The sequence below is a fragment of the Neobacillus drentensis genome (assembly GCF_021560175.1).
Classification (GTDB): Bacteria; Bacillota; Bacilli; order Bacillales; family Cytobacillaceae; genus Neobacillus; species Neobacillus drentensis_A.
Window position 1 is genome coordinate 6,194,297 of the sequence record NZ_CP091110.1, and the last position, 22,573, is coordinate 6,216,869.

Below are 22,573 nucleotides of genomic sequence, written 5' to 3' on the forward strand. Positions count from 1 at the left end.
CCAAAAAAATGATTTAGTTGATATTAATCCTAATTTAATTATTAGAATTTTCACTTACTTCCGAAATGTTATTGTAATATAAATGGTACGAATGTAAACGATTTAACATCCCCCTGTTCTTTATCTCAGAAATATCTATGTTACGATTATGAAAAGTTAGCAAACAAAGAACATGGGGGTAAAAGAAATGCTTAAAAGAATAATAACGATTTTAGCAGTTGCTGTACTCTCGGTAACTGTAAGTGCTAATGTACAAGCTGCAACGGTAACAGTACAAAAAGGGGATACCCTCTGGGATTTCTCACGTAAAAATAATATATCTCTAGAAAGTATCCAAAAGTGGAATCAACTTACTACCGACCTTATCCATCCCGGAGATATCTTAAATGTTTCACCGGATAAACAACATATTGTTAAACAAGGTGACACCTTATGGGACATCTCCATAGCTAATCATATAACAGTTTCGCAACTTAAAGAGTGGAACGAATTACATACCGATCTCATCCATCCTGGATTGAATCTAATAATCTTTAATGGTACTAATACTACTACTAGTGCTGTAACAGAAAAACAGGCGATACCTTCTGCACAAACACAAAAGGGGAATGCACCTGCAGTACCAGCTGTAACCACGAACAATACAAGTTCAGAGGAAAGTACACAAGCGGCACCAGCAACTTCCACTAGAAATACAAGTTCAAAGGAAATTACAGTGAAAGCAACTGCCTACACGGCTTCGTGTGAAGGATGTTCTGGTACTACGGCTACTGGAATTAACCTGAAAACAAACCCTAATGAAAAGGTAATTGCAGTAGATCCATCTGTTATTCCACTTGGCAGTAAAGTTTATGTGGAAGGCTACGGTGAAGCTGTCGCTGGGGATACTGGCGGGGCTATTAAAGGAAATCGAATTGATATCTTTATTCCTTCTGAACATGACGCAATCAATTTTGGAGTAAAACAAATAAAGGTTACAATAATAAACTAACAGGTCCAATATAAAAAACGGCTGCCCTTTGTATAGAGGGTTGCCGTTTTTTTATGGATTAGCTTTAAATAAAGTTAGCAAATATATACAATATGACGATACTTATTAATATGGTTATATTTGATATAATCGCAATTAAACGGGTTGTACTATAGTTAAATTCAACTGCAAAGGTTAAGGCAGAGGCCGCACAAGGCAGCAACAGACCAATTAACATGGTAGATCGAAACATCTGACCATATGGAAGGAAAAAGTATAAAGCTAAGCCTACAATCAGCCCTAAACCATATCGGAAAGTTAAAAATTTTAACATAGGTTTGATTAATTGTTTTTCAAACTTAAAGTTTAAGTAAAGTCCTAATAATAATAAGGATAATGGCATATTTGCTCCAGAAATTGTTTTGGCAACATGAATGATCAGATCAGGTAAATGGATATGGCTATAATTTAAAATACTAGCAATAATATAAGTCATTAAAGGAACCGACTTGCTAAGTCTCTTTAAAATTTCAACTGGTTTTAGACCCAGTCCTTCTTCTGAAAAATAACTTCCTAGGATATAGGCAATTCCAAAGACTGTAAAAGAGGTTCCGACATCAAACATACTAAAATAGGTTAATCCCTTTACCCCCCAAATGGCATGAACGAGAGGGAAGGCAAATAACCCGACATTAAATCCGGAAAGCATGAGAAAAGAACCTTTTAGTTCCCTTTTCTCATGCTTGAAAAATAGAACGCCAAGCAATGCAGTCATGATTCCAAATATAAATACAATTACTGGTATCAAAATTAAAGAGGTTTCTATTTTTACAGAATCGAAGGTAACTAGAACCAAAGCAGGAAGGGTGATTTTAAAAATGATTTTCGAGATGACCTCTCCATCTGTTTCTTTTAACACCCGTAAACGTTTTAAAAGATAACCAAGCATAATAATCATGATGACGTAAAGAAATTCCTGATTCATTAAAAAAAGCACTCCTCTAAGATGTAATTTCCCTATGCTGCTCTAAGAACAAAATCTCAAACATTAGGATAACCTCTGCTAAAATGGCGGGAGGTGACAGGCACTTATTTCCTTTTTAATTATAGCAAATAAAAAATAGTCACTTAGTAATTAGGTAGACTATTACCCTGACAAACTTTTCATCCCTCATTTACTTATGGTACGGATTCACCGCCACTGTTATATCGTCAGTCCCTTGTTAATCATTGATCAATAACCATATAGTCCCATTTTCTAAATAGGTCCAAATATATATTGAATTAAATAAGGTAAAAGATTAGATTTAGAATATAAAAAGGATGTTAACGTTAACAAAAAAATGTTAACGTTAACATTTTGAAGAAAGGATGTGTAACGAGACGTTAGGAAGAAATTTATAATTAATCATTTAGGAAATCTGCTTTACTTTTGAAAGGCTTTTTAGGTTTTAGCTATCGGATTTTTTACTTAAAATTGAAAACGCTATCTTCAATTTTTGTAGGATTAATGCAAGATCAAAGTCAGGACTTTGTTCCATCTAAAATTGTAGCATTTTTATCTAAATCCAGGAGGTAATCTTATAATTTATGAGACTAAGAAAAAAAGCATTTTCAACCTTAGCACTAGGTCTAGCTCTAAGTTGTTCCTCAATCGCGCCATATGCAGTGTTTGCTGCTCCTCCAACGAGTGAAGCACAAGTTTCTTTGGATAAATCAGCGCCAACATCGCCTCTAAATCTAAATGCATATGCAACAACCTATAAGTCTGTAAGTCTTATCTGGGATAAGTCTACTGACAATACGGGGATTGCAGCTTATGATGTCTATGTAAATGGGAAATTGGCTGGAAGTACAACACCAAATGAATATGGGATTGCCATGACAAACCTTACCGTAACAGACTTAAAACCAAACACAATGTATAGTTTTAAAATCGTTGCTAGAGATGCTGCGGGTAATCATTCAAACAAAAGTGCTCACGTTAATGTGAGAACTGATGTATTAGGTAAAGTATTCAATGTCAAGGATTTTGGAGCAAAAGGTGACGGTTTAACCAAAGATACAGCTGCAATTCAAGCTGCCATTGATGCAGCTTCTACTAGTCCAAACAGTCTTGTCATACTTCCTGCAGGTACCTATTATTCTGCTCCTCTAAATTTAAAAGGCAATATGACATTTGAGATCCAAAAAGATGCAACCCTTCTTGGAAGCCGTGACATTACTGACTATCCAGTTATTGAAGACCGTTGGGAAGGTACTACCTTCCACTCTTATCAAAGCTTGATTGCATCCCAAGGTGCTAAAAATCTTAAAGTCATCGGTGAGGGAACAATTGATGGAAATGCTGGACCAATTAAAGCAATGCCTTCGAATGGAGTCGATGAATTCGGTTATCCTTATAAAAAAGTAAACCTTGCTGGAACATATGACTATAACAATGGAAAATATGATCCTAACACAGATGCTAGCACAACAGTATACTTTAATATGGGGTTATGGTGGGATAATCCAAAAGCTACCAATCCAGCAACTCAAATTGCCCGCCCAAGATTAGTTCAATTCAAAGATTCAGAAAATGTGCTTCTCCAAGGCCTAAACATTACCAATTCACCATCTTGGACAATCCAGCCTTTATACAGCAACAATGTGGTTATTGATAGTGTATACGTAAATAATCCAGCTGTCCCAGTGGATGCACCAAACACAGATGGTGTTGACCCAGACTCAGTTGATGGGCTAAAGATTTTTGGTTCGACATTTAATGTTGGTGATGATGCGATTGCGATTAAATCCGGTAAGGATGCCGAAGGCCGCCAAATTGGCAGACCAAGCCAAAACATTGAAATCCGAAACAATATTATGAAACATGGACATGGCGGCGTTACAATCGGCAGCGAAATGTCCGGTGACGTTAGAAATGTTGTTGCTAAGGATGATATATTTGACGGCACCGACGTTGGTATTCGTATGAAAACCCTTCGTGGGCGCGGCGGTACCATCGAAAATCTTACATTTGACAATATCATGATGAAAGATATTCAAGGTGATGTATTCAATATCAACTCAAACTACACATCAAATGGTGTTCCACTTCCATACACTGGTGTAGTTGATGAAACAACACCTCACATTAAAAATATTACGATCCAAAATATCACAGGTGAAGGTGCCCAAGAAGCTTCCTTCTTCCAAGGACTATATGAAAGCCCTGTTGATGGTTTAACATTAAAGAACATCACTGTGCATGCTGATAAACCTTTGTATTTCCAATACGTAAAGAATATTACCATGGAAAACGTGAACATCAACGACGGTGATATGTTCCAGACTGGAAGCATATATCAAAATCTCAAGGTTGATGGCAAGTCGCTTCCAGATACTGAATGGAAATAGCACAATAAGATTATGTAAAAGACAGCATTAGTAACAACTGCTAAGAAGGACAAACCCCCTCTTAGAAAAGAGGGGGTTTGTCCTTCATCTAGTACGTTGTTCATTATTTTTTAAGAAGTCTTAAGAAACACGTTTGATATCACCATTATCCGCTGCACGCTTGCCGATGCCAAAGGCGTAATAGCTGATAGAAATAAGCGCTAGAAAAACAATCCCTACCACAAGCGATACACGAGTATCCTGATTAAACCACATGGCGATTAATATTAGAACCAGAAAGGCGATGGTCAGATAGTTTGATACAGGGGTAAAAGGCATTTTGAATGGATGTTTGTCCATTTTGTCACCCTGCACTTTTCTGAAGCGAATTTGGCTGATCAGAATCACAAACCACGGAATCATCCCCGGAAGCACACTAGCACTATAGACATAGACGAATAAATTCTTTGGTGCAATATAACTTAAAATAATGCCCACTGCCAAACCAATCAGTACACCCAACGTACTTAATAATGGTACCCCATTAGAAGATAGTTTCGTAAAGATCTTGGGTGCTTGTCCATTAACGCCCAATGTGTAAAGCATTCGGCCTGCACTGTAAATCCCACTGTTACACCCGGACATTGCCGAAGTGATGACAACAAAGTTAATAATCCCCGCTGCTGCTGTAATTCCAAGTTTTGCAAATGTTGCGACAAACGGACTGCCAATAGAATGTAGTTGGTTCCACGGATAAACCGTCACAATCACAAAGATTGCTCCAATGTAAAAAATTAAAATCCGCCAAATGATGCTTTGGGTCGCTTTTGTTAATGTTTTTTGCGGATCTTTTGCCTCTCCAGCAGTAATCCCAATTAATTCGACCCCTTGATAGGCCCCAATAACAAGTGATAAGGCAAAAAGGAATCCTGACCAGCCGCCTGTAAAGAAGCCGCCATGTTTCCAAAGGTTGGTCAACCCGGTTGCGATTCCTCCATTGCCAATTCCAAAGAAAATGAGACCAAATCCGGCAACGATCATGACTAAAATAGTGACGACTTTTATCAACGAGAACCAAAATTCAAATTCACCAAAGGATTTTACTGAAATTAAGTTGGCTGCCCCAAGGATCACAAAGGCAACTAACCCCGGAATCCAAGCGGGGAGATCTGGGAACCAATATTTCATGTATGCCCCAACGGCAATAATTTCTGACATCCCCACAATTACCCATTGAAACCAGTTGCTCCATGCTGTTAAATACCCTGCTAATGGATGAATATATTTATAACCGAATGTTGCGAATGAGCCCGTACTAGGCTCCACATATAACATTTCTCCCATAGCCCGCATAATAAAAAAGATAAAAATCCCTGCGATGATATAGGCAAGCAGGACAGACGGACCCGTCCATTGAATGGTACTTGCTGAACCCATAAATAATCCGACACCAATTGTACCGCCCAACGCTATCATCTGAATATGACGCGATTTTAAGCCTCTCTTTAATTCTCTCGCTTCCACTACGGCACCCCTCTTCCTATTAATTCCTGTCTACTAATCTTTCTGAATTATTATTCGATTATAATACCTCCACACGAAAAATACAAATGTATTTTTCAGGAAAACACTACATATCAAGCTTTTTTAGATAATAGTTTTAAGGATAGGAATTAATTTTTGAATATTTGAATAACTTTATTGACACTATCATCCGTTAATTTAACTACTAACTAATCATTATAAGAGTGCCTATAAAGAGACAGCTTTAACTTTTTACGAGAATTAATAAATGAAAACCAGCATAAAGATAAAAAAAAACGATTGGAGTAGATTGCTTTGAGTAATTTCAATCCTGAAAAGCTATCAGTAGAATACAGGGATGCGATCACTGCTACCGAACCCGTTATTCCAAGATGCTACACACTAACTCACTCTGATTTAACCGGAGATCTATTTTTAACCATTGGAGTTCACTATGCCTGGGATAAGATAAATTCGATGAGAGATGAAGTATTAGGAGAATGGAAACAAATTGGAGGTTCCTGCTATTATTTTGTTTATTTGCATATAGATCAGGGACAATATACCAAAAATGAATCAGCAAAACGAAATGAAATATTTAGACGGGAATTACCGCTTGCATTAACAGCTATTCGACATGGTGATCGGTTTTTATTCAGCACATACCCTAATCTAGACCGAGCGTCCATCATCATTAACTTTATGTCTGCCTATCCTCAGTTTGCTAGACAAGAAAGTTGGGGGACTTTCCATAGTTATTTAATATAGACTAATTATCTATAAGTTTTTGACTCTTTTTATTTGTACACATTCAACTGACAAACACAGTCAGGATATTTTATAATAGAATTACATTGTTGTATATTATTGACAGGGATGGATAAAATTTGATTAAGAAAGTGTTGTATCTCCCCATACGTGTAACAGCCATTTTAGCTGGCTTTGTCTTTTTGATGAATATTCCTATATTTCTTCATTTTAATGCTAAGGAAAAAAGAATAGATTTGGATATTAGCTTATATTGGGAGTACTCCAAAAGTAACCTAAGCTGGTTTCTTCATATCAAAGATGAAGTTCCATTTATATTTGAATATTTAAATGCTTCAACCATTGATAAATATTTTTATACAATGAGCATCTTATTACTTGCTCTCCTATTTGTAGTAATTGTGGGGCTGGTTATCTCAACCACCATCATGATGCTGCCCACATCCGCTCGAAAAAGATTAACAGGTTTCATTGATTTCACGACGAGTGCACCTGAACTATTAATCATCTTCTTGTTACAATATTTAGTCATCTATCTATATAAAACATACGATATTAAACTGTTTCAGTTATATGGCGGAATGAGTACACAGCCCTACTTTTTACCAGCTTTCGTATCGTCCTTTCTCCCCGCCCTTTTCTTAATCCAGTTTTTATTAAAAGAATTTTTGAATGAAGAGGTCAAAGATTATGTCGTATTTGCAAGATCAAAAGGCCTGTCACGCAGAACGATTTACTTAAAACATATCATACGTAACATTATTCCTTTATTACTCATTCATTTAAAAGTAATTATCTGGTACATTCTTACGAATATTATTGTAGTAGAATACCTATTTAACATTGACGGGTATATAGGAATTGTAAAATCTTTCTTTGCTAAGCGGATTGTTCCATATGTTATCAGTCTTCTGCTTTTTGCTGTTCCTGTTATTCTATCGAATTTACTTTCTTGGATTGTAACATTTAGAATGAATAGAAAGGATCATAACAGTATATGAGGATATTAAATTATAAAAAGACCATTTTGGGCTTGTCGATTTTGGGTATTATCTTGATATTAAGCTTTCTCTATCCCCTATATGGTCCTTCAGATTTTAACAAAATGCGAATTCTTTCGGATGAAAGTGGGAATATAATCGGCGTCCCACCTTTCCCGCCTTCCTTTCATTTCATTCTTGGTTCTGACCGAAATGGAGCAGATATCCTTTTAATGATGATATATGGCGCAAAATATACCATCCTTATTGCCTTTGGCATCACCATACTGAGAGTTTTGATTGGTGGTCTGTTCGGGATCATTTTTTCCTTTTGGCTTAAGCTATTTTTGCCAATTGTAAAGGATTTGTTTGTTGTATTTCGAATTATTCCGCATATTATTATCACCTTATTACTTATTACCGCTACTTCCACTATCTATGTAAAAGATGGTGCCGTGTTTATAATTGCTTATCAGATGATCATTTTAGTAATTGTGGGTGTTCCTTCTGTCCTCATTAGTACATCAGATATTATCCAAGAACTAAAAGGAAAGTCCTTTATTCAAAGTTCATATTTGATGGGGGCAAGTCATTTCCATATTATAAAAAGGCATCTGAAGCCTTTTATGAACTCTTACGGTTTGCTACTATTTGTCCAACAATTACTCAATACCTTGGTGTTAATTATGTTCCTTGGTACCTTCAATATTTACTTGGGTGGTATCTCACTGGAGGAAATTGTCGGGACCTCAGAAACAGGAAGCTTGGGGATCGGTGCTCATAATGTTCCAGGCCAAGTTAGTTCACTTACGAAGGAATGGTCGGGATTAATTGGCCAAAACTACCGAGAATTCTATAGGATTCCATGGATTGTCTTAGATCCACTTTTTGGGTACTTTTTTTTAATATTCCTAATTAATATGATGAAAAAAGAGCTTGAGGCAGTAATGGCAGGCAATTTCAAAAATCTCCTATCTAAGAAAGTACAGAAAAATAACAATCGTGGTGACTATACTGTTCCACCTCTTTCAGCGGACTTTACCTTTCAAACTAAAACAGAGTTGGAAAAATGACAAAACAAGAAGGTGTATAAACCTAAATAAAAATCTGACTCTAGTAAAATTAGAATCAGACTTTTTGTTTGTATTACTTTATTCATTATACTGGACTCACTTTCCTGTACTCTCCCTATATTAATTTGTTCCCGCAAGTCCTTTGAACACTTCGCAAGCAATTTCTATGTTTTCGTCACGGAAATCATATTCAGATGTATGAACATGAGGGTAATTTTCTCCGTTTCCTACATAAAAGTATGCTGCTGGTATTACTTTTGTATAGTGTCCAAAATCTTCAGATGGTCGAAGTGGTTCTTCCATTTCTACAAGTTCAAACCCTTTTTCTTTTGCTACAGCACGTACTTTATCTACACACTCCTTGGAGCTTTTCGTTTCCGGGAATGAGTCGCTGTATTCAAAGCTTACTTTCAATCCGTATTTCTCTGCCTCTTCATTGGCAATTTTTATCAAGTTATCACGAAGTTGGTCTAATTCATCTTCATAAAGGGCACGAATGGTTAAAAGCAATTCTCCATTGTATGCAGACATTCCAAAGTTTCTTCCGCCCACATTGATTTGAACGATGGTACAAAGGAGAAGTCCTTTGCTATTTTCAGTAAGGGAAGGAATAGCATCAACGATTTTTGCAATCGCAAAGGAAGGATTTTTACCTGTTTCCGGTTGACTGGCGTGAGCAGGGGCACCTTCCATTTTGATACTCATGCCTGTTGAAGCACATTGAACGTTACCATTTAGCACGTTGACAGATTGGAATGGCATACCAGCCATGTTGTGATAACCATAGATTTCATCAATTTTTTCTACTTTCAACATTGGGACACATTGAACGGCTCCATTGCCCACTTCTTCTGCCGGCTGGAATAAGAAGAAGATATTTTTATCCGCACCCTTTTGGTCGACTTCCAGAGCAAATCCGGCAAGTGTGGAAGCATGGCCATCATGACCGCATTTATGTGCTTTTCCAGGAAATTTGGAACCCCAAGGAATATCTATATATTCATCCATTGGCAGTGCATCAAAATCGGCACGGAAGGCAATGTTTGGTTTGTCTTCTCCAACACGATAAATCGCATAAAACCAGTTTCCTTTATCGACAATTTCAAGATTTTTTGTATTGTTTTTAACAAATTCCATTAAATGCTGTTTTGTCCACACTTCTTCATTCGAAAGTTCTGGATGCTCATGTAATTCATGACGTAAGTTGACAGCCAATTCATAGTTTTTCTGTTCCATTATAATTCACTCCTCAAATTGTGGTTTGAATGAACTGGGATGAAAGAGCCGCTCTCTATGAAGTTAGACTCTTTCATCAGAGTTAATCGATTGAGTCCAGTAACATTTAGAAAGCAATTGCACCTGTAGCAAGCAGAATTGCCATTACTACACCAATGATAAATATCACAGCCATCCAGAACCATTCAGCTTTAGAGATCACCTTGCCATTGTCCTTCTTCGTTTTATAGAAGACAAACATTCCGATTGCATAAATGATGAAGGAGGCAGCAAGGAAGACAAGTCCAACTGAGATATAGCAATAAACAGTGTAAATAATGGCGATCACTGATGAGATAAATGCACCGGCACCTAATTTATCTTTCATTGATACTTTGAATGCATATAAAGCTGATAGTAAATAAGGTAAAATAATACAGGTTGTTGCTAATAGAAGAACCATGTTGTAAATGTTTTGCAGTCCTTTTGATAATAGAACTAAGAAGAATACTTGAGCGATCCCGTTTGTTATGAAAAGAGCAAACGTCGGAGCGCCATTTTTGTTTGTTTTAGTAAATGCTTTTGGTAAAAGACCTTCTTTTGCAGCCACATATGGAAGCTGTGCTGCAATCATAATCCAAGTTAATAATGCACCAAGTAAGGAAATGATAATACCTAATTTAACAATTACAGCACCTGCTGAACCAATCACCGTTGCTCCTAAAACATCTGCAAGAGGAGTAGATGCACTTGCAAGTTGATGTGCTGGAATAACACCCATTGAAACCGCAGAAATAGCCATATATACAATTAACGTAACGATAATAGCGATAACGGTTGCTTTCCCAACGATCTTTTGTGACTCTGCTTTTTCAGCAAGGATTGAGGAAGCCTCTACGCCGATAAAACACCAAAGAATAACACCCATTGCTGAGTTAATTTGATGACCTAATGATGCAGCCGTTACAGGTGCAGTCGCTTTAGCTAAAACGCTTGTCCAATTTGGAACATTGAAGTTCACTGGATGGAATACGAATATACCAAGCAGGATGACCAGTGCTAATGGAAGCAATTTTGCAATGGTAACAATCAAGTTAATAAAACCAACCTGTGCCTGACCTTTGGTTTGTAAATAAACAACTGCCCATAAAATGACTGACGCCAAGATAAAAGATGCAATTGGCGGTATTTGATGCGATGTTGGCAATAAACTATTGAGCGTTTTAATTAATAGGGTAAAAAAGGCTACATTTCCGAATAACCCGCTGACCCAATATCCGAATGCTGATAGAAACCCTAGTAAATCTCCAAATCCTTCTCTTGCATAAGAAGCAATACCACCGGCTAACTCTGGCCTTTTGTTGGCCAGAAGTTGGAAGATTAATGCTAACCCAATTACCCCGATACCTCCGACAACCCACGCAAGGATAACGGATTGCGGATTGGCGACATTAATTAAGTCCGTTGGGCTATTAAATACACCGCCTCCAATCATTGAACCGACACCAAGAGCTATTAACGCCATAAGGCCTAACTTTTTTCCTGCTGCTTTTGTTTGACTCTCTTCTATATTTTTTGGCATGGATTTTGCTGAATTTGCTGCCATATCGTTCACCGCTTTCTCTTTTTGTAATTAGCCAACTTTCAATGTTGAACATATTTTTTCTTACCTTAATAAATAGTACAAGTTTCAAATCATAAAGTATGTTCAACATTGAGCAATCTTACGCTAAACATAATTAACAATGCACCAACAATAGAAAACGTATTTTCTAAGTTGTCTGCCAACAAGTTTGTTCCATTACCCCTTTGTGTTACTATACGTACGTACGGATTACTGTAAAACAAATTTTGTTTTTCGCTTTACATGTTTATTATAACAAGTATTAAGCATAAAAATATTCCAAACTGTAATAATGAAGGTATATGATTTAGAATATATGTTAGATTACCAGCTAGAGAGAAGGAGGCGGCAAATCGGTGGAACTTAGGCATTTACAAACTTTTCAAATTGTTGCCGAGGAACTTAATTTGTCCCGTGCAGCAATGAGGCTAAACTATTCACAGCCAACAGTGACAAAGCATTTAAAGATCCTCGAAGAAGAAGTCGGAATGCCATTGTTTGAGAAAAAAGATGGAAAAAAGGTACTTACAAAAGCGGGGGAAATACTTTACAAGCATAGTAAAAATGTTCTGAGCGAGATGTTTCAGCTAAGCCATGATTTCTTATTTTTTAAAGAGCAAAAAACGATTATTCGTGTAGGCGGCCTTGAGAATTATTGTTATAACTATTTTCTCCCGAAGATTCGAACGTTTTTGGATAAGTATCCGGATGTCACAGCAGAAGTACATGCTGTCAGCAATGATAATGCCTTGAAACAGGTGTTGAATCAAGAATTGGACTTTGGGATTGCGGTAGGCAAGCAGAGTACAGCAGATGTGATCGATTGTGTACTTGGATATGAAGATTTGGTTTTATTTGCATCAAGCAAAATAGCCAAGGATAATTCTTATTTGGAGTACTGTATAGAACATTACCCTGTTCTTTTAGACCATCGAGCAAACTATATCTACTATGGTTTCCTGAAGCAAGGGGTAACCTTTCCTCGAATGGTCCACTGTAATAGTGATGAGGCTGTAAAAGAAGGAGTACTAAACCACTCCTATCTCGGGATGTTAGGAACAGGCAGATTAAAGGAAGAAATTGAATCTGGCGAAATCACCATATTACATACCTATTCATCACATGTCCCGGTAAAAATATTTACTCATAAATCAAATTTAGACATTCCATTATTTAAACAATTTTTTCATTCATTTCAACGATAAAAAAGCTGGTCAACGATAGGCGTTGATCAGCTTTTTATTAGAAAAAGATATCTTGGGCAACAAGAGCTCCTACTTCCTATTATTTTTTGTTAACTTCAGAGTGAAAGTTCAAAGCTTCTAATTGTTGTTTAATTTTGTTTGCTTGAATTGGGGTTCGACAAATAATCATACAGACGTCATCTCCGCAAATTGTTCCAATTTTCCCCTCTAAATCGATAGAATCCAAAAGAGCACCGAAAGAGTTAGCGTTACCTGGTAAGGTTTTAATAATTACAAAATGGTTAATAACCTCCATACTAACAAAGTCATCTTTCATCTTATGCTGCAGTTTTTCGGTAATGATTGGTATTTGATCATTAAAAATACTATATTTGAAACCTCCATCTTTGGAGCGGACTTTGAATAACTTCAATTCATGTATGTCTCGGGATAGAGTTGCTTGGGTCACATTTAATCCTTGTTGATAAAGCAAATGCCGCAAATCCTCCTGATTAGTGATCTCATGTTGAGAGACCAGTTTTCTTATCAGGCGCAGCCTCATCTCTTTTTTCATAAAAATGAACTCACCTTCCTATATTCCAAATATATATCCTATTGCTATACACATTCTTAGTAAACAATGCTAGATAAACTGCATAAAACAAGTTGTTTTTTAGCTTTACCTATTAAGTATAACAAGGATTTTTCATAAAAATATTCCAAACTGTAATAATTAATATGGAAAATTGGAATAGGAAGATCGCTCTATTAACCCGTATTAAGGGTGAAAATCTCTTTTTCGATTTAAGAACCTAATCAAAGCAATAAATCCACGTGATGACCAAAACGTGATTGTTAGTATCCCTAAAGTATAAAATGAGTTCCACCCTTTACTATATTTCACTAATTTTGTATTTCGTTCAAGCCACCATTGAATAAATGTCATCGGTGCACTAAATAGAAAAACACTCGGAATGATCTTAGAAGGTTTTAATTTATAGGTAAATTGGCTATACAGCACACATAATAATGGGAAAATTACATAATCAAAAACGATGTTAGTTTCAAAAAACTTGGAAAAATATCTATATGGGTATGAAACCAATTTTTTCCTTACTACTGGACCATCAATCATAGTCGTAATAAATGTCTTGAATAAATAAACAAGAAACCAATCCTTTATTGGTCCTTTTTTAAATAGAAAGGACCAGCCGCCTATTCCTAAAATGGTTATTATTTTCAAAAATTTTTTATCGTTCACTTCAAACGCCTCCATAAATTTATTTTGTATCCAATCTAGAAAATTATGATGTTTTATCTAAATTTTTCAATTGGCCAATGTCTAGAAAAGATCTAAAGAAGAAATAATAATCTGGATACCTTTAGAAGATTAAACAAACCAAATTTATAAATTCACTTTAGTAATGAGAGGAAAATTTCTACATGGATAATTTAGATGATCTCGTGCCTTCACATCAACCACATGTAAAACAATTTTTTGAACAAATCAAAAATATGATGTTGGGCCAAAATTCTGATGAACAGCCCTCCCCATCTTTATCGGCCGAAACTAGTTTATCTGTCCAAATGGCTAGTAGCTTTCAAAATACGAGAGCTGCATTTATGGCTTTTGCAGATGCGGTAATTCCTTCCACCTTAGGAGCTTTGGATTTGCGAATTGACGATTATATGGTTTGGGTATTAGATCATTTTGTTTCAATCCAAGGAGAATGGAGTGTGAAAAACATCCCGCTATCTTCTCAAACTGCAAGAATACTTGATATTGCCGCTTACCAATTAATTGCTTCCGGAAATATAAAAGTAACTCCAGATTATTCTTCTAATCCAGATGGTGGCCCTTTTTTAGCCTTATCACCTATTGATCGTTTTGAAGCGATCCGTTTGTTAGAAAACCAACAAGTTGATCTAGAAGTCCTTCCCCCGCCTTATCGAAATAATGGTGGTTTAGTTAAAAATGTCATAACCTCCCTCCATCAAATGGTTATGTTTGGCTATTATTCAGAATGGTTTTCTCTTGGGTCTACTCGACAAGCTTACCCGGAGGATCATCGGATAGAAAGACAGCCATTTTTGTGGGAGAGTCTGAATTATCCAGGACCTTCCTATGGGTATCGGGCAGTTAGAGGATTTTTAGTAGATAAATTTTCAGAATAGAGGCACTGAATATGAGTTTTGATGCGGATGTAATCATTATTGGAGCCGGCGGAGGCGGGGCTGTGGCCGCTAAAGAGTTAGGTGAATTAGGAATCAAAGTCCTCGTCCTGGAAGCAGGTCCTTGGTATGGGAATAAAAAATGGCTCCATCCTAATCGGGAACGTGGAGCTGTTAGCAGCTCCAGTGTAGCAGATTTAGATATTAACCTCTTGCGCAGTCAATATACAAAAAATGAACATACGATGAATTCCTATGAATTTGGTCGTTTTCGCTGGGGTCCTGCTGATCGCCGCCGCTCACCCTGGCACAGGAATCTCCCTAAAAACGGACTTCTCTGGCAAACAACTGGTGTAGGAGGAACAACACAACATTACTGGGCAAACTCACCACGTGCCTATTCCAAGGCTATTGATGATGTTTGGCCCATTTCCTATCGGGAATTGATCCCTTACTACGAAAAGGTAGAAGATACTTTGCCCGTTCGACCTGCTCCGACTACTCCAAAAGAGGAATTATTTTATTACGGTGCAAAAAAAGCCGGGTGGTCCCTGCTGAATACCTTAAATCCAACTTCTCCTGGCTACCGTCCTAACCCCAATGCAATCCTGCACCCAAATGAACGGTTGATGGATACGGATACTAGTCTTGAAGAGATATCCAAAATGGAGGGTTGTACGCTTTGCGGCCATTGCATTAATGGCTGTCCGCATGGTCCATCAGTGGAGAAAGTGGCTAAGCGCCCTACTAACATAAGTTATATACCGCTTGCCTTAAAAACTCACAATGTAGAGGTTCGGCCTAATACCTATACAACAAAGATCTTAACGGAAGACCATTCCAAAGAAGGCCTTCGTGCAGCCGGAGTTCAGTACAGAGATACATGGACAGGTGAGACGGGAGAATTGTATGCCAAAGTGATTGTAATGGCAGCTGGCTGCATTGAAAGCCCGAGACTTTGGCTAAATTCGAATTTGCCTCAAAATTCGTGGGTTGGACGGGGATTGACCCACCATTATTGGGATTGGGTAACCGGTTTGTTTGATGAAAAGGATCTTATGAGCATATTGGGACAACCAAATGTGAACCCATTTGTTGGCCCTACATCAGGGGGACGAATAGATTATCCCGGACTAGGATGTATCCAGCCAGCTGGAGTAAGCCCGGGATTATTTGCCTCTTTAACCTTTGGGTTTACCGACAGTGGATATGATTTTGCACATAATCCTTCGCCGGATGACCTTTGGGATCAGGAAGGCAGGGTAGTAGGCAATGAATTAAAAGAATGGATGTACAATTACAATAATACATTGAGCATGATGATTCTCACCGATGATCAACCACATAAAAGGAATGGTGTAACCCTTAACCCTTTAGTAAAAGATGAACACGGTCCTATTCCAATCGTACAGTATACACCAAGTAAGGAAGATAAACAGAAACGGACTCTGCTCGCGAAATTTGCCGCCGACATTTTACGTAAAGCTGGTGCCAAGAAGATTATCCGTTCCAATTGGCCTGCTCACTTATTTGCCCATATTGAATCAACGATGCGAATGGGGTTTGTAGTAGATAGTAATTGTGAAGCCTATCAGGTTAAACGTCTTTTTATTGCTGATAATAGTGTGCATTTTAACGGGATAGGAGGACCTAATCCTACTTTAACTACCCAAGCATTAGCTACACGAACAGCTGAAAAGCTAGCCAATATTTATTTTAGTTGAATCTTTGAGGGTATAATACACACAGATAGATAGATCATTACCTAAGTAGAAAAGGCACTTTTAAAAAAAATGCCTTTTCTACTTAATTATAATCTCACTTTTATTTATGGGACGGTTCAACCTGATTAAAGTTAATATTAATAAACTGCCTCTATTTATGATAAGGTTCATCGCACCTATTTAGGCGGCAGTTTTATCTCTTATCTACCTTATCCAACTCTCCCTATTCCTTTAGAGCTTTTGTCCATTAGATTTAATAACTTCTTGATACCAATAAAAACTATCTTTTTTGATTCTTCGTAGATCCATATTGTCATGATCGGTTCTATTAACGTAGACAAATCCATATCGTTTTCTAAATCCGCTGGTTGTGCTTAATAAATCCATGTACGACCATGGGCAATAACCAAATAATTGGACACCATCACCGATTGCTAAACGGCACTGTTCAAGGTGTATTTTCAGATAATCTATTCGGTACTGATCATGTACTTTTTCATCATCTGTTAACATATCAACGGCACCAATGCCATTTTCCGTAATAATGATTGGAATTTGATAACGATCATTTAATTCATTCAACAGTGTACGAAGTCCAATTGCATCAATTTCCCAATCCCAATCTGTTTTTTCTAAATACGGATTCGAGCTTCCCTGGTAAATACCCGGAACCACTTCAAACTTGGTCTCACCTTTTTTACCATTCATATTGATACTCATATCTTTATTCTCCATTGTTTCCGGAGCAAATTTTACAACCCTGCTTTGATAATAATTAATTCCTAAAAAGTCAGGCTTTGCCGATTGAAGCAGTTCCATATCTCCATCCTCGATGGTTGGCGTTACACCATTTTCCTCCATGTATCTCCAAACATTATCCCGGTACTTGCCATAAATATATAAATCGGTAAACAAATAGGTTCGGAAATCATTGGCTTCACGGGCTGCTTGGACATCTTCAGGTCTGCAAGTCTCTGGATAATTTGGTGAAAGCCCAATGGCTGGTCCAATCTTCGCATTAGGAATCATTTCCCGGCACAAGTGAATGGCCTTTGCATGTGCAAGTGTCATAATATGATTCATTTCATATTTTTGCTTTTCCAAAGGCGATTCTTTATTAAATTCCATCAAATATGGCAGAAGAAACATATTGCTTTGTTCGTTAATCGTAAACCAGTATTTGACCTCTTCACCAAATTGCTCAAACAAAACCTTACAAAAGTAGGCAAAATCGTCAATAATCTTTCTGGAAGACCAACCTCCGTATTCTTCTTGAAGGCAAACAGGTAAATCAAAGTGGTAGATGGTTACTAATGGTTCAATCCCATTCTCCCGTAATTCATTTATAAGCCTTTTATAAAAATTAACTCCCTTTTCGTTCACCTCTCCACGGCCATTTGGCAAAATACGAGGCCATGAGATTGAAAAGCGATAGGCCTTCATTCCTAGCTCTTTCATGAGTGCTACATCCTCTTTGAACTTATGATAATGATTTGATGTAACACTTGTATCGGCATAATTAGGATTGATATTCTTATCAACAATGGATAAAGATTTGCCATCCTCCAAATGGGCACCTTCAAACTGGTAAGCTGCCGTCGCGGCTGCCCAGAAAAAATCCTCCGGAAATGCTATAGAATCTTTATATTTCATGATCCTTTCCTCCTAAAGGAAAATGCCAGACTATACCTGGCATTTTCCATAGTAACTATCTTTCTTCAAGCTTTCTCAAACGTTGATCGTACACTTCAAATAAACGGACAATATGATTAGCTGTATTCCACTCACTCATTATTGTCATTAATGTGTCTTGAGCATGGGCAAACAAGAGGGAGAATACAACCTTCTCACCACGTGCTTCTCCCTGTATAGTTTCTGTCTGGGCAGAGTGAGCAGCAGTGATCTTCTTTTTTGCTTCTGTAAGCTTCTCTTTGGCCATTTCAAAATCACAACCTGCAACATAATCTAGTGCTTCCTTTATAATCAATCTTGCATCTCCGGCATTCATGATTATTATCATAGATACTTCAGTCATATCATTGTCTCTTGAGCTGTTGTCGTTCATTATATAAACCTCCACTTTTTGTTCTATTCTTCCTGTTCCTTTTTAAACAATTGTAGGTCATAAACCTTAAAGAACGGGAACCAAATCAACCATGATACTACTATTATTACAACTAATAATAGTAATCCTCTTAAGTCTGAGTTAACCAGAAATGTAGAAATCCCAACAGGCAAATACCATAGCTGTAATAGTTTTGCAGGAATTGTAACCCATCCTAAACTCAAAACAATGTAAGTTATAGCTGGAATAATCAGTCCATTTAACCACATTGGAATCATTAATATTGGGTTAAATGCTACTGGAGCACCAAAAATGACAGGTTCGTTAATATTGAATATCGCTGGAGTAATCGTTACCTTACTAATTGCTTTTAATTGATTAGACTTTGCAAAAAATAACATCATTAGCACCAATGGAAGTGTCGTTCCCATGCCGCCAACCCATACCCAGCCCATAAGGGATTCAAATGTATGGATATTATGAGGCTGTAGCCCCTGTTCCAAAGCTTTGGTATTTGCTTGAATACCCTCTAACCAAACGGGATACATAATTGGGTACAATACCCAAGCGCTAATTCCGAATGAATAGAGGAAAATACCAATGAATGTGATTAAGACAAACCCAACAAAGCTTTGCGCAATTAATGAAAGCGGTTGGAAAAGTTTTAAAATTAAATTATACAAATCGATATGCATTTGGAACGCGAACAGCCATCCTACAAGCAATAAGAGAGTTACCGGTATAATCGTATCAAACCAAACAATGATAAAATCAGGTAAAGAACTGGAATTTTTAAAAAAGGATACCTTGGTGAATAGAAACATTACCGCACCCACGAGAAGACCTACGATAAGTGCAACAAACATGCCGTTCCCACCAAATCGCTCAAGTGTAAAGGTAATCCCGCCATCCGTTGTGAGCTTAGGCATAAGTAACATTAAAAACAAGGAAACACCTGTTAAACCCGAGATTATTTTTCTGTCGTTCTTTTTCTTTTTTTCCATAATGAAATAGGGAGTTAAAAGTGCAACAAAAATACTAATAAGTCCAAATGAAAAGGTCGTGATTGGTGAAAAATCAGGCATTTTCGAAAAGTAATTATTCAAGATTGAAATCAATGTAATCAGCGATCCAACCAAAATCAACGGCAAAATCGCCATGAGGGCATCCTGGATTGATGAAACCCATACATTCCTCGTTATTTTATTCATTTTTGGCGTAAAGTTTTGGTTCATCCAATTAATAAACGTATTCATGGAATAACCTCCATTCTATTTATTTTTCGTCAAGCAGTTCCAAAATAAGGTCTAGACCTTTGTTTCCGTCCAAAAGACCATAAATAGTTTGAGGGATGACCACAGCCGGAATGTTATAAGGTTTAACCTTCAATTTTAAATCCTCTTCCATATATTGCAGATGCGGACCAATTAACAGAGCATTAATTTCATTCAAATATTCGTCCACTTCAGACTCGCTTCTTGCCATTACGTTTAGTTCAACATTTCTTTTTTTTGCCGCCTTTCGGATGTTTTGAGCCATAAATCCACTTGAAGCACCGCCACCACAAATTAATAAAATATTTTTTTCAGTCATTTTAAATTCCTCCTATTAAGTAAGTTTGAATTAATCTTCCTGATGTAATTGTCCTACTTTAGTATCTTTCCGCTCAAGTTGAAAAAGTTCCTAGGGGTAGGAAATTTTTCAACTATAATTTTATTATCTGTTTTTTTATACTATAAAGTGGAAAACTAACGATAAATAAGCTTTGGGGGTTCTGAGTCATGAAAAGGGAGAGAGAAAAAGCGGTTATTCAATTTTTATTAAATAAGAATGATTGGGTAAAGGCAGATATTTTGGCGAAACAATTCTCTGTGTCCAGCCGAAGCATTCGTAAATATGTAAATGAAATAAATGAAACCACCTCTCCATCTGTTTTGATTATGTCCTCTAATCTTGGCTATAGATTAAATGAGAGTGCTTACTATGAGATGCAACAGCAGGAGGAGCAGAAAGAAACACCTGACGGATTGAAACCACTTGAACGGCTTTATTATCTATTAAAGCAATCAATAACCTATTCCGAGGGTATGGATATATTTGACCTGAGTGAAGATATTTATGTAAGTACCTCTACTATTGAAGGTGATTTAAAAAAGGCTAAAGGTCTATTGGCGCAATTCAACTTATCCTTCAAACGTAACGGAGATTTAATTATTTTAAATGGTTTGGAAAAAGATAAACGGAAGCTCATGAGTCATATTTTTCATGAAGAAACGAAGGAACAATTTTTGCATGTAGACAGTATTCAATCAGCTTTTGGTTATAATTTAAAAGACTTCAAGGAGGAGCTTATCAAAGTACTGGCCTCCTATGATCTTTTTGTTAATGAGTACACAATCGGGAACATTTTGCTCCATATAGTGATTGCAACGAAACGTATACATCAGCACAGCACAGTATCTGAGGAAAACATAAAGACATTGACCAAAACGAAGGAGTATAAGGCAGCATCCGATATTGCCAAATTAATTAAAGCTAAATTTGGTGTAACTTTTGACGGAGCGGAGCTTTATTACTTAACGATTCTTTTGATTAGTAAAACTACGATCCTGAGCTATGACAGCCTTAATAAGGATAATCTCAATGAATATATTGAGCAACGCTACATTAATTTAGTAAACGAAATCATTCAAAAAGTAAAAGATTATTATTTAGTAGATATTTATGATGATGAATTTTTAATTAAATTTACGCTGCATATTCGCAATTTAATCAACAGAGCAAGACATAATTATTTGTCAAAAAACCCATTAACTAAACAGATTAAATCGTCCTATCCACTGATATACGATTTGGCAGTTTTTATTTCGAATCAGATACAAAAAAAGGAACACATTCAAATAAATGAGGATGAAATTGCTTACATCGCTTTCCACATCGGTGCCTTTCTAGAACGTCAAAAAACGCTGGAAAATAAAATTACCTGCACTGTTATTTGCCCAGAGTATTACAATATGCATATTCCGATGTTAAAAAGACTTGGCCATTCTTTCGGAGACCAAATTGAAATTAGCATAGTCATTACCGATGTCGATATTGAATTGGAACAAATAAACACTGACCTAATTATAACAACAATTCAGATTCCAAAATTGATGGGTTATGAATTAGTTTGTATTAATCCCTTTATTTTAGATGAGGATATCCAAAGGATACAGCAAAGTATAACAAAAATTAATAAAAGGCGAAGCCGAATAAAGCTGAAAAATCATTTAATCAGCCTATTTGACCCCCACCTGTTTCAACAGAATATTTACCTAAATGATGAGTTTGAGATGATTCGGTTCATTGGAGTTAAGATGGTTCAATTAGGCTTTATCGAAATAGGGTCCATTGACGATATAATCGAAAGGGAAACCATGTCTTCTACTTCGTTTAATAATAATGTTGCGGTGCCCCATTCGATGCATATGAACGCATTAAAGTCTGCTATTTCGATTGTACTAAATGACAAGCCTGTTAATTGGGGAAACAATTCCGTACAAATTATAGCGCTAATTGCCCTAAATAAGGATGAACGAAGCATTTTTCGAGATATCTATGATAGTTTTATCAAAATATTATCAGAACCGGAAAATGTTTATCTGCTATTAAAATCTAAAAATTATGATGAGTTTATAAATAGCCTTTTATCATTAATGAATGAATGAGCAGAACACCCTTAGCCTAGGGATTTTAATAGGACATCCAAAAATATAATGAAATTAATAAAGATTTAAATTAAATGAAAAAAGGAGCCTCGTTTTATAAAACAAAAACTGGCTCCTTTTTTACACTTAATTCACTTTCAATCTCCACTTCCAAAAAAAGAATAGATTTCGATATATAAATCTTTTACC

19 protein-coding genes are annotated in these 22,573 nt (G+C 36.6%); 9 read left to right on the top strand and 10 right to left on the bottom strand.

The window, feature by feature from the left end:
- Positions 1-187: 187 nt before the first annotated feature.
- Entirely contained in the window at positions 188-991 is an 804-nt protein-coding gene (locus L1999_RS29230; protein ID WP_235741714.1) for a LysM peptidoglycan-binding and 3D domain-containing protein, read from the top strand.
- 64 nt (positions 992-1,055) lie between these two features.
- Here the strand turns inward: L1999_RS29230 and L1999_RS29235 are convergent, their stop codons facing one another.
- On the bottom strand, positions 1,056-1,955 hold the full coding sequence (locus tag L1999_RS29235) for an AEC family transporter (protein WP_235741715.1): 900 nt from the start codon (positions 1,953-1,955) through the stop codon (positions 1,056-1,058).
- A 605-nt stretch (positions 1,956-2,560) separates the two neighbouring features.
- Here L1999_RS29235 and L1999_RS29240 point away from each other — a divergent pair.
- Positions 2,561-4,366: a glycoside hydrolase family 28 protein gene (locus L1999_RS29240; RefSeq protein WP_235741716.1), complete on the top strand. Its 1,806-nt coding sequence runs from the start codon at positions 2,561-2,563 to the stop codon at positions 4,364-4,366.
- Positions 4,367-4,486: 120 nt separating this feature from the next.
- On the opposite strand, the gene L1999_RS29245 is transcribed toward L1999_RS29240, so the two are convergent.
- Positions 4,487-5,869 (bottom strand): amino acid permease, encoded by a 1,383-nt coding sequence (locus tag L1999_RS29245; protein WP_430539997.1) that lies wholly within the window; start codon positions 5,867-5,869, stop codon positions 4,487-4,489.
- Positions 5,870-6,184: 315 nt separating this feature from the next.
- On the opposite strand from L1999_RS29245, the gene L1999_RS29250 reads away from it, so the two are divergent.
- The 3 genes from L1999_RS29250 to L1999_RS29260 all read left to right on the top strand — a co-directional run bounded on the left by L1999_RS29250 (position 6,185) and on the right by L1999_RS29260 (position 8,690).
- Positions 6,185-6,637 carry a staygreen family protein gene (locus L1999_RS29250; RefSeq protein ID WP_235741717.1) on the top strand — a complete coding sequence of 151 codons (453 nt, stop codon included), beginning with the start codon at positions 6,185-6,187 and terminating at the stop codon, positions 6,635-6,637.
- 119 nt (positions 6,638-6,756) lie between these two features.
- Positions 6,757-7,638, top strand: coding sequence for an ABC transporter permease subunit (locus L1999_RS29255; RefSeq protein WP_235741718.1), 882 nt, complete (start codon positions 6,757-6,759; stop codon positions 7,636-7,638).
- Positions 7,635-8,690 carry a hypothetical protein gene (locus L1999_RS29260; RefSeq protein WP_235741719.1) on the top strand — a complete coding sequence of 352 codons (1,056 nt, stop codon included), beginning with the start codon at positions 7,635-7,637 and terminating at the stop codon, positions 8,688-8,690. The genes L1999_RS29255 and L1999_RS29260 overlap by 4 nt, the downstream gene beginning before the upstream one ends.
- 120 nt (positions 8,691-8,810) lie before the next feature.
- Here the strand turns inward: L1999_RS29260 and L1999_RS29265 are convergent, their stop codons facing one another.
- Positions 8,811-9,926, bottom strand: a complete 1,116-nt coding sequence (locus L1999_RS29265; protein ID WP_235741720.1) for a M20 metallopeptidase family protein — start codon at positions 9,924-9,926, stop codon at positions 8,811-8,813.
- Positions 9,927-10,032: 106 nt separating this feature from the next.
- Positions 10,033-11,511 (bottom strand): basic amino acid/polyamine antiporter, encoded by a 1,479-nt coding sequence (locus L1999_RS29270; protein WP_235741721.1) that lies wholly within the window; start codon positions 11,509-11,511, stop codon positions 10,033-10,035.
- A gap of 374 nt (positions 11,512-11,885) precedes the next feature.
- Here L1999_RS29270 and L1999_RS29275 point away from each other — a divergent pair, with 374 nt between their 5' ends.
- Complete coding sequence (locus L1999_RS29275; protein ID WP_235741722.1) at positions 11,886-12,734, top strand: LysR family transcriptional regulator; 849 nt, start codon at positions 11,886-11,888, stop codon at positions 12,732-12,734.
- 79 nt (positions 12,735-12,813) lie between these two features.
- Here L1999_RS29275 and L1999_RS29280 read toward each other — a convergent pair whose 3' ends face one another.
- Both L1999_RS29280 and L1999_RS29285 read right to left on the bottom strand, forming a co-directional pair.
- Positions 12,814-13,287 carry an arginine repressor gene (locus L1999_RS29280; RefSeq protein ID WP_235741723.1) on the bottom strand — a complete coding sequence of 158 codons (474 nt, stop codon included), beginning with the start codon at positions 13,285-13,287 and terminating at the stop codon, positions 12,814-12,816.
- Between the two features lie 204 nt (positions 13,288-13,491).
- Positions 13,492-13,974: a CBO0543 family protein gene (locus L1999_RS29285; RefSeq protein ID WP_235741724.1), complete on the bottom strand. Its 483-nt coding sequence runs from the start codon at positions 13,972-13,974 to the stop codon at positions 13,492-13,494.
- A gap of 182 nt (positions 13,975-14,156) precedes the next feature.
- On the opposite strand from L1999_RS29285, the gene L1999_RS29290 reads away from it, so the two are divergent.
- Together L1999_RS29290 and L1999_RS29295 are read left to right on the top strand one after the other, a co-directional pair.
- Entirely contained in the window at positions 14,157-14,888 is a 732-nt protein-coding gene (locus tag L1999_RS29290; protein WP_235741725.1) for a hypothetical protein, read from the top strand.
- A gap of 11 nt (positions 14,889-14,899) precedes the next feature.
- Complete coding sequence (locus L1999_RS29295) at positions 14,900-16,609, top strand: GMC family oxidoreductase N-terminal domain-containing protein (protein ID WP_235741726.1); 1,710 nt, start codon at positions 14,900-14,902, stop codon at positions 16,607-16,609.
- Positions 16,610-16,840: 231 nt separating this feature from the next.
- On the opposite strand, the gene L1999_RS29300 is transcribed toward L1999_RS29295, so the two are convergent.
- From L1999_RS29300 to L1999_RS29315, 4 genes are read right to left on the bottom strand one after another with little or no spacing between them, the layout of a single operon-like run.
- Positions 16,841-18,262 (bottom strand): glycoside hydrolase family 1 protein, encoded by a 1,422-nt coding sequence (locus L1999_RS29300; RefSeq protein ID WP_235741727.1) that lies wholly within the window; start codon positions 18,260-18,262, stop codon positions 16,841-16,843.
- 55 nt (positions 18,263-18,317) lie between these two features.
- The gene (locus L1999_RS29305; protein ID WP_235741728.1) at positions 18,318-18,674 is read right to left on the bottom strand and encodes a PTS sugar transporter subunit IIA; all 357 of its coding nucleotides are present in this window, start codon (positions 18,672-18,674) and stop codon (positions 18,318-18,320) included.
- 23 nt (positions 18,675-18,697) lie between these two features.
- Complete coding sequence (locus L1999_RS29310) at positions 18,698-19,930, bottom strand: PTS sugar transporter subunit IIC (protein ID WP_215047324.1); 1,233 nt, start codon at positions 19,928-19,930, stop codon at positions 18,698-18,700.
- A 19-nt stretch (positions 19,931-19,949) separates the two neighbouring features.
- Positions 19,950-20,267, bottom strand: coding sequence for a PTS sugar transporter subunit IIB (locus tag L1999_RS29315; protein ID WP_215047323.1), 318 nt, complete (start codon positions 20,265-20,267; stop codon positions 19,950-19,952).
- Positions 20,268-20,455: 188 nt separating this feature from the next.
- On the opposite strand from L1999_RS29315, the gene L1999_RS29320 reads away from it, so the two are divergent.
- Positions 20,456-22,384, top strand: coding sequence for a BglG family transcription antiterminator (locus tag L1999_RS29320; protein WP_235741729.1), 1,929 nt, complete (start codon positions 20,456-20,458; stop codon positions 22,382-22,384).
- Positions 22,385-22,573: the final 189 nt, after the last annotated feature.

Excerpts from the sequence above, each read along its gene's own strand:
- L1999_RS29230 (WP_235741714.1), top strand. The coding sequence starts at position 188 with ATGCTTAAAAGAATAATAACGATTTTAGCAGTTGCTGTACTCTCGGTA.
- L1999_RS29235 (WP_235741715.1), bottom strand. The coding sequence starts at position 1,955 with ATGAATCAGGAATTTCTTTACGTCATCATGATTATTATGCTTGGTTAT.
- L1999_RS29240 (WP_235741716.1), top strand. The coding sequence starts at position 2,561 with ATGAGACTAAGAAAAAAAGCATTTTCAACCTTAGCACTAGGTCTAGCT.
- L1999_RS29260 (WP_235741719.1), top strand. The coding sequence starts at position 7,635 with ATGAGGATATTAAATTATAAAAAGACCATTTTGGGCTTGTCGATTTTG.
- L1999_RS29265 (WP_235741720.1), bottom strand. The coding sequence starts at position 9,926 with ATGGAACAGAAAAACTATGAATTGGCTGTCAACTTACGTCATGAATTA.
- L1999_RS29270 (WP_235741721.1), bottom strand. The coding sequence starts at position 11,511 with ATGGCAGCAAATTCAGCAAAATCCATGCCAAAAAATATAGAAGAGAGT.
- L1999_RS29280 (WP_235741723.1), bottom strand. The coding sequence starts at position 13,287 with ATGAAAAAAGAGATGAGGCTGCGCCTGATAAGAAAACTGGTCTCTCAA.
- L1999_RS29290 (WP_235741725.1), top strand. The coding sequence starts at position 14,157 with ATGGATAATTTAGATGATCTCGTGCCTTCACATCAACCACATGTAAAA.
- L1999_RS29295 (WP_235741726.1), top strand. The coding sequence starts at position 14,900 with ATGAGTTTTGATGCGGATGTAATCATTATTGGAGCCGGCGGAGGCGGG.
- L1999_RS29300 (WP_235741727.1), bottom strand. The coding sequence starts at position 18,262 with ATGAAATATAAAGATTCTATAGCATTTCCGGAGGATTTTTTCTGGGCA.
- L1999_RS29305 (WP_235741728.1), bottom strand. The coding sequence starts at position 18,674 with ATGAACGACAACAGCTCAAGAGACAATGATATGACTGAAGTATCTATG.
- L1999_RS29310 (WP_215047324.1), bottom strand. The coding sequence starts at position 19,930 with ATGAATACGTTTATTAATTGGATGAACCAAAACTTTACGCCAAAAATG.
- L1999_RS29315 (WP_215047323.1), bottom strand. The coding sequence starts at position 20,267 with ATGACTGAAAAAAATATTTTATTAATTTGTGGTGGCGGTGCTTCAAGT.
- L1999_RS29320 (WP_235741729.1), top strand. The coding sequence starts at position 20,456 with ATGAAAAGGGAGAGAGAAAAAGCGGTTATTCAATTTTTATTAAATAAG.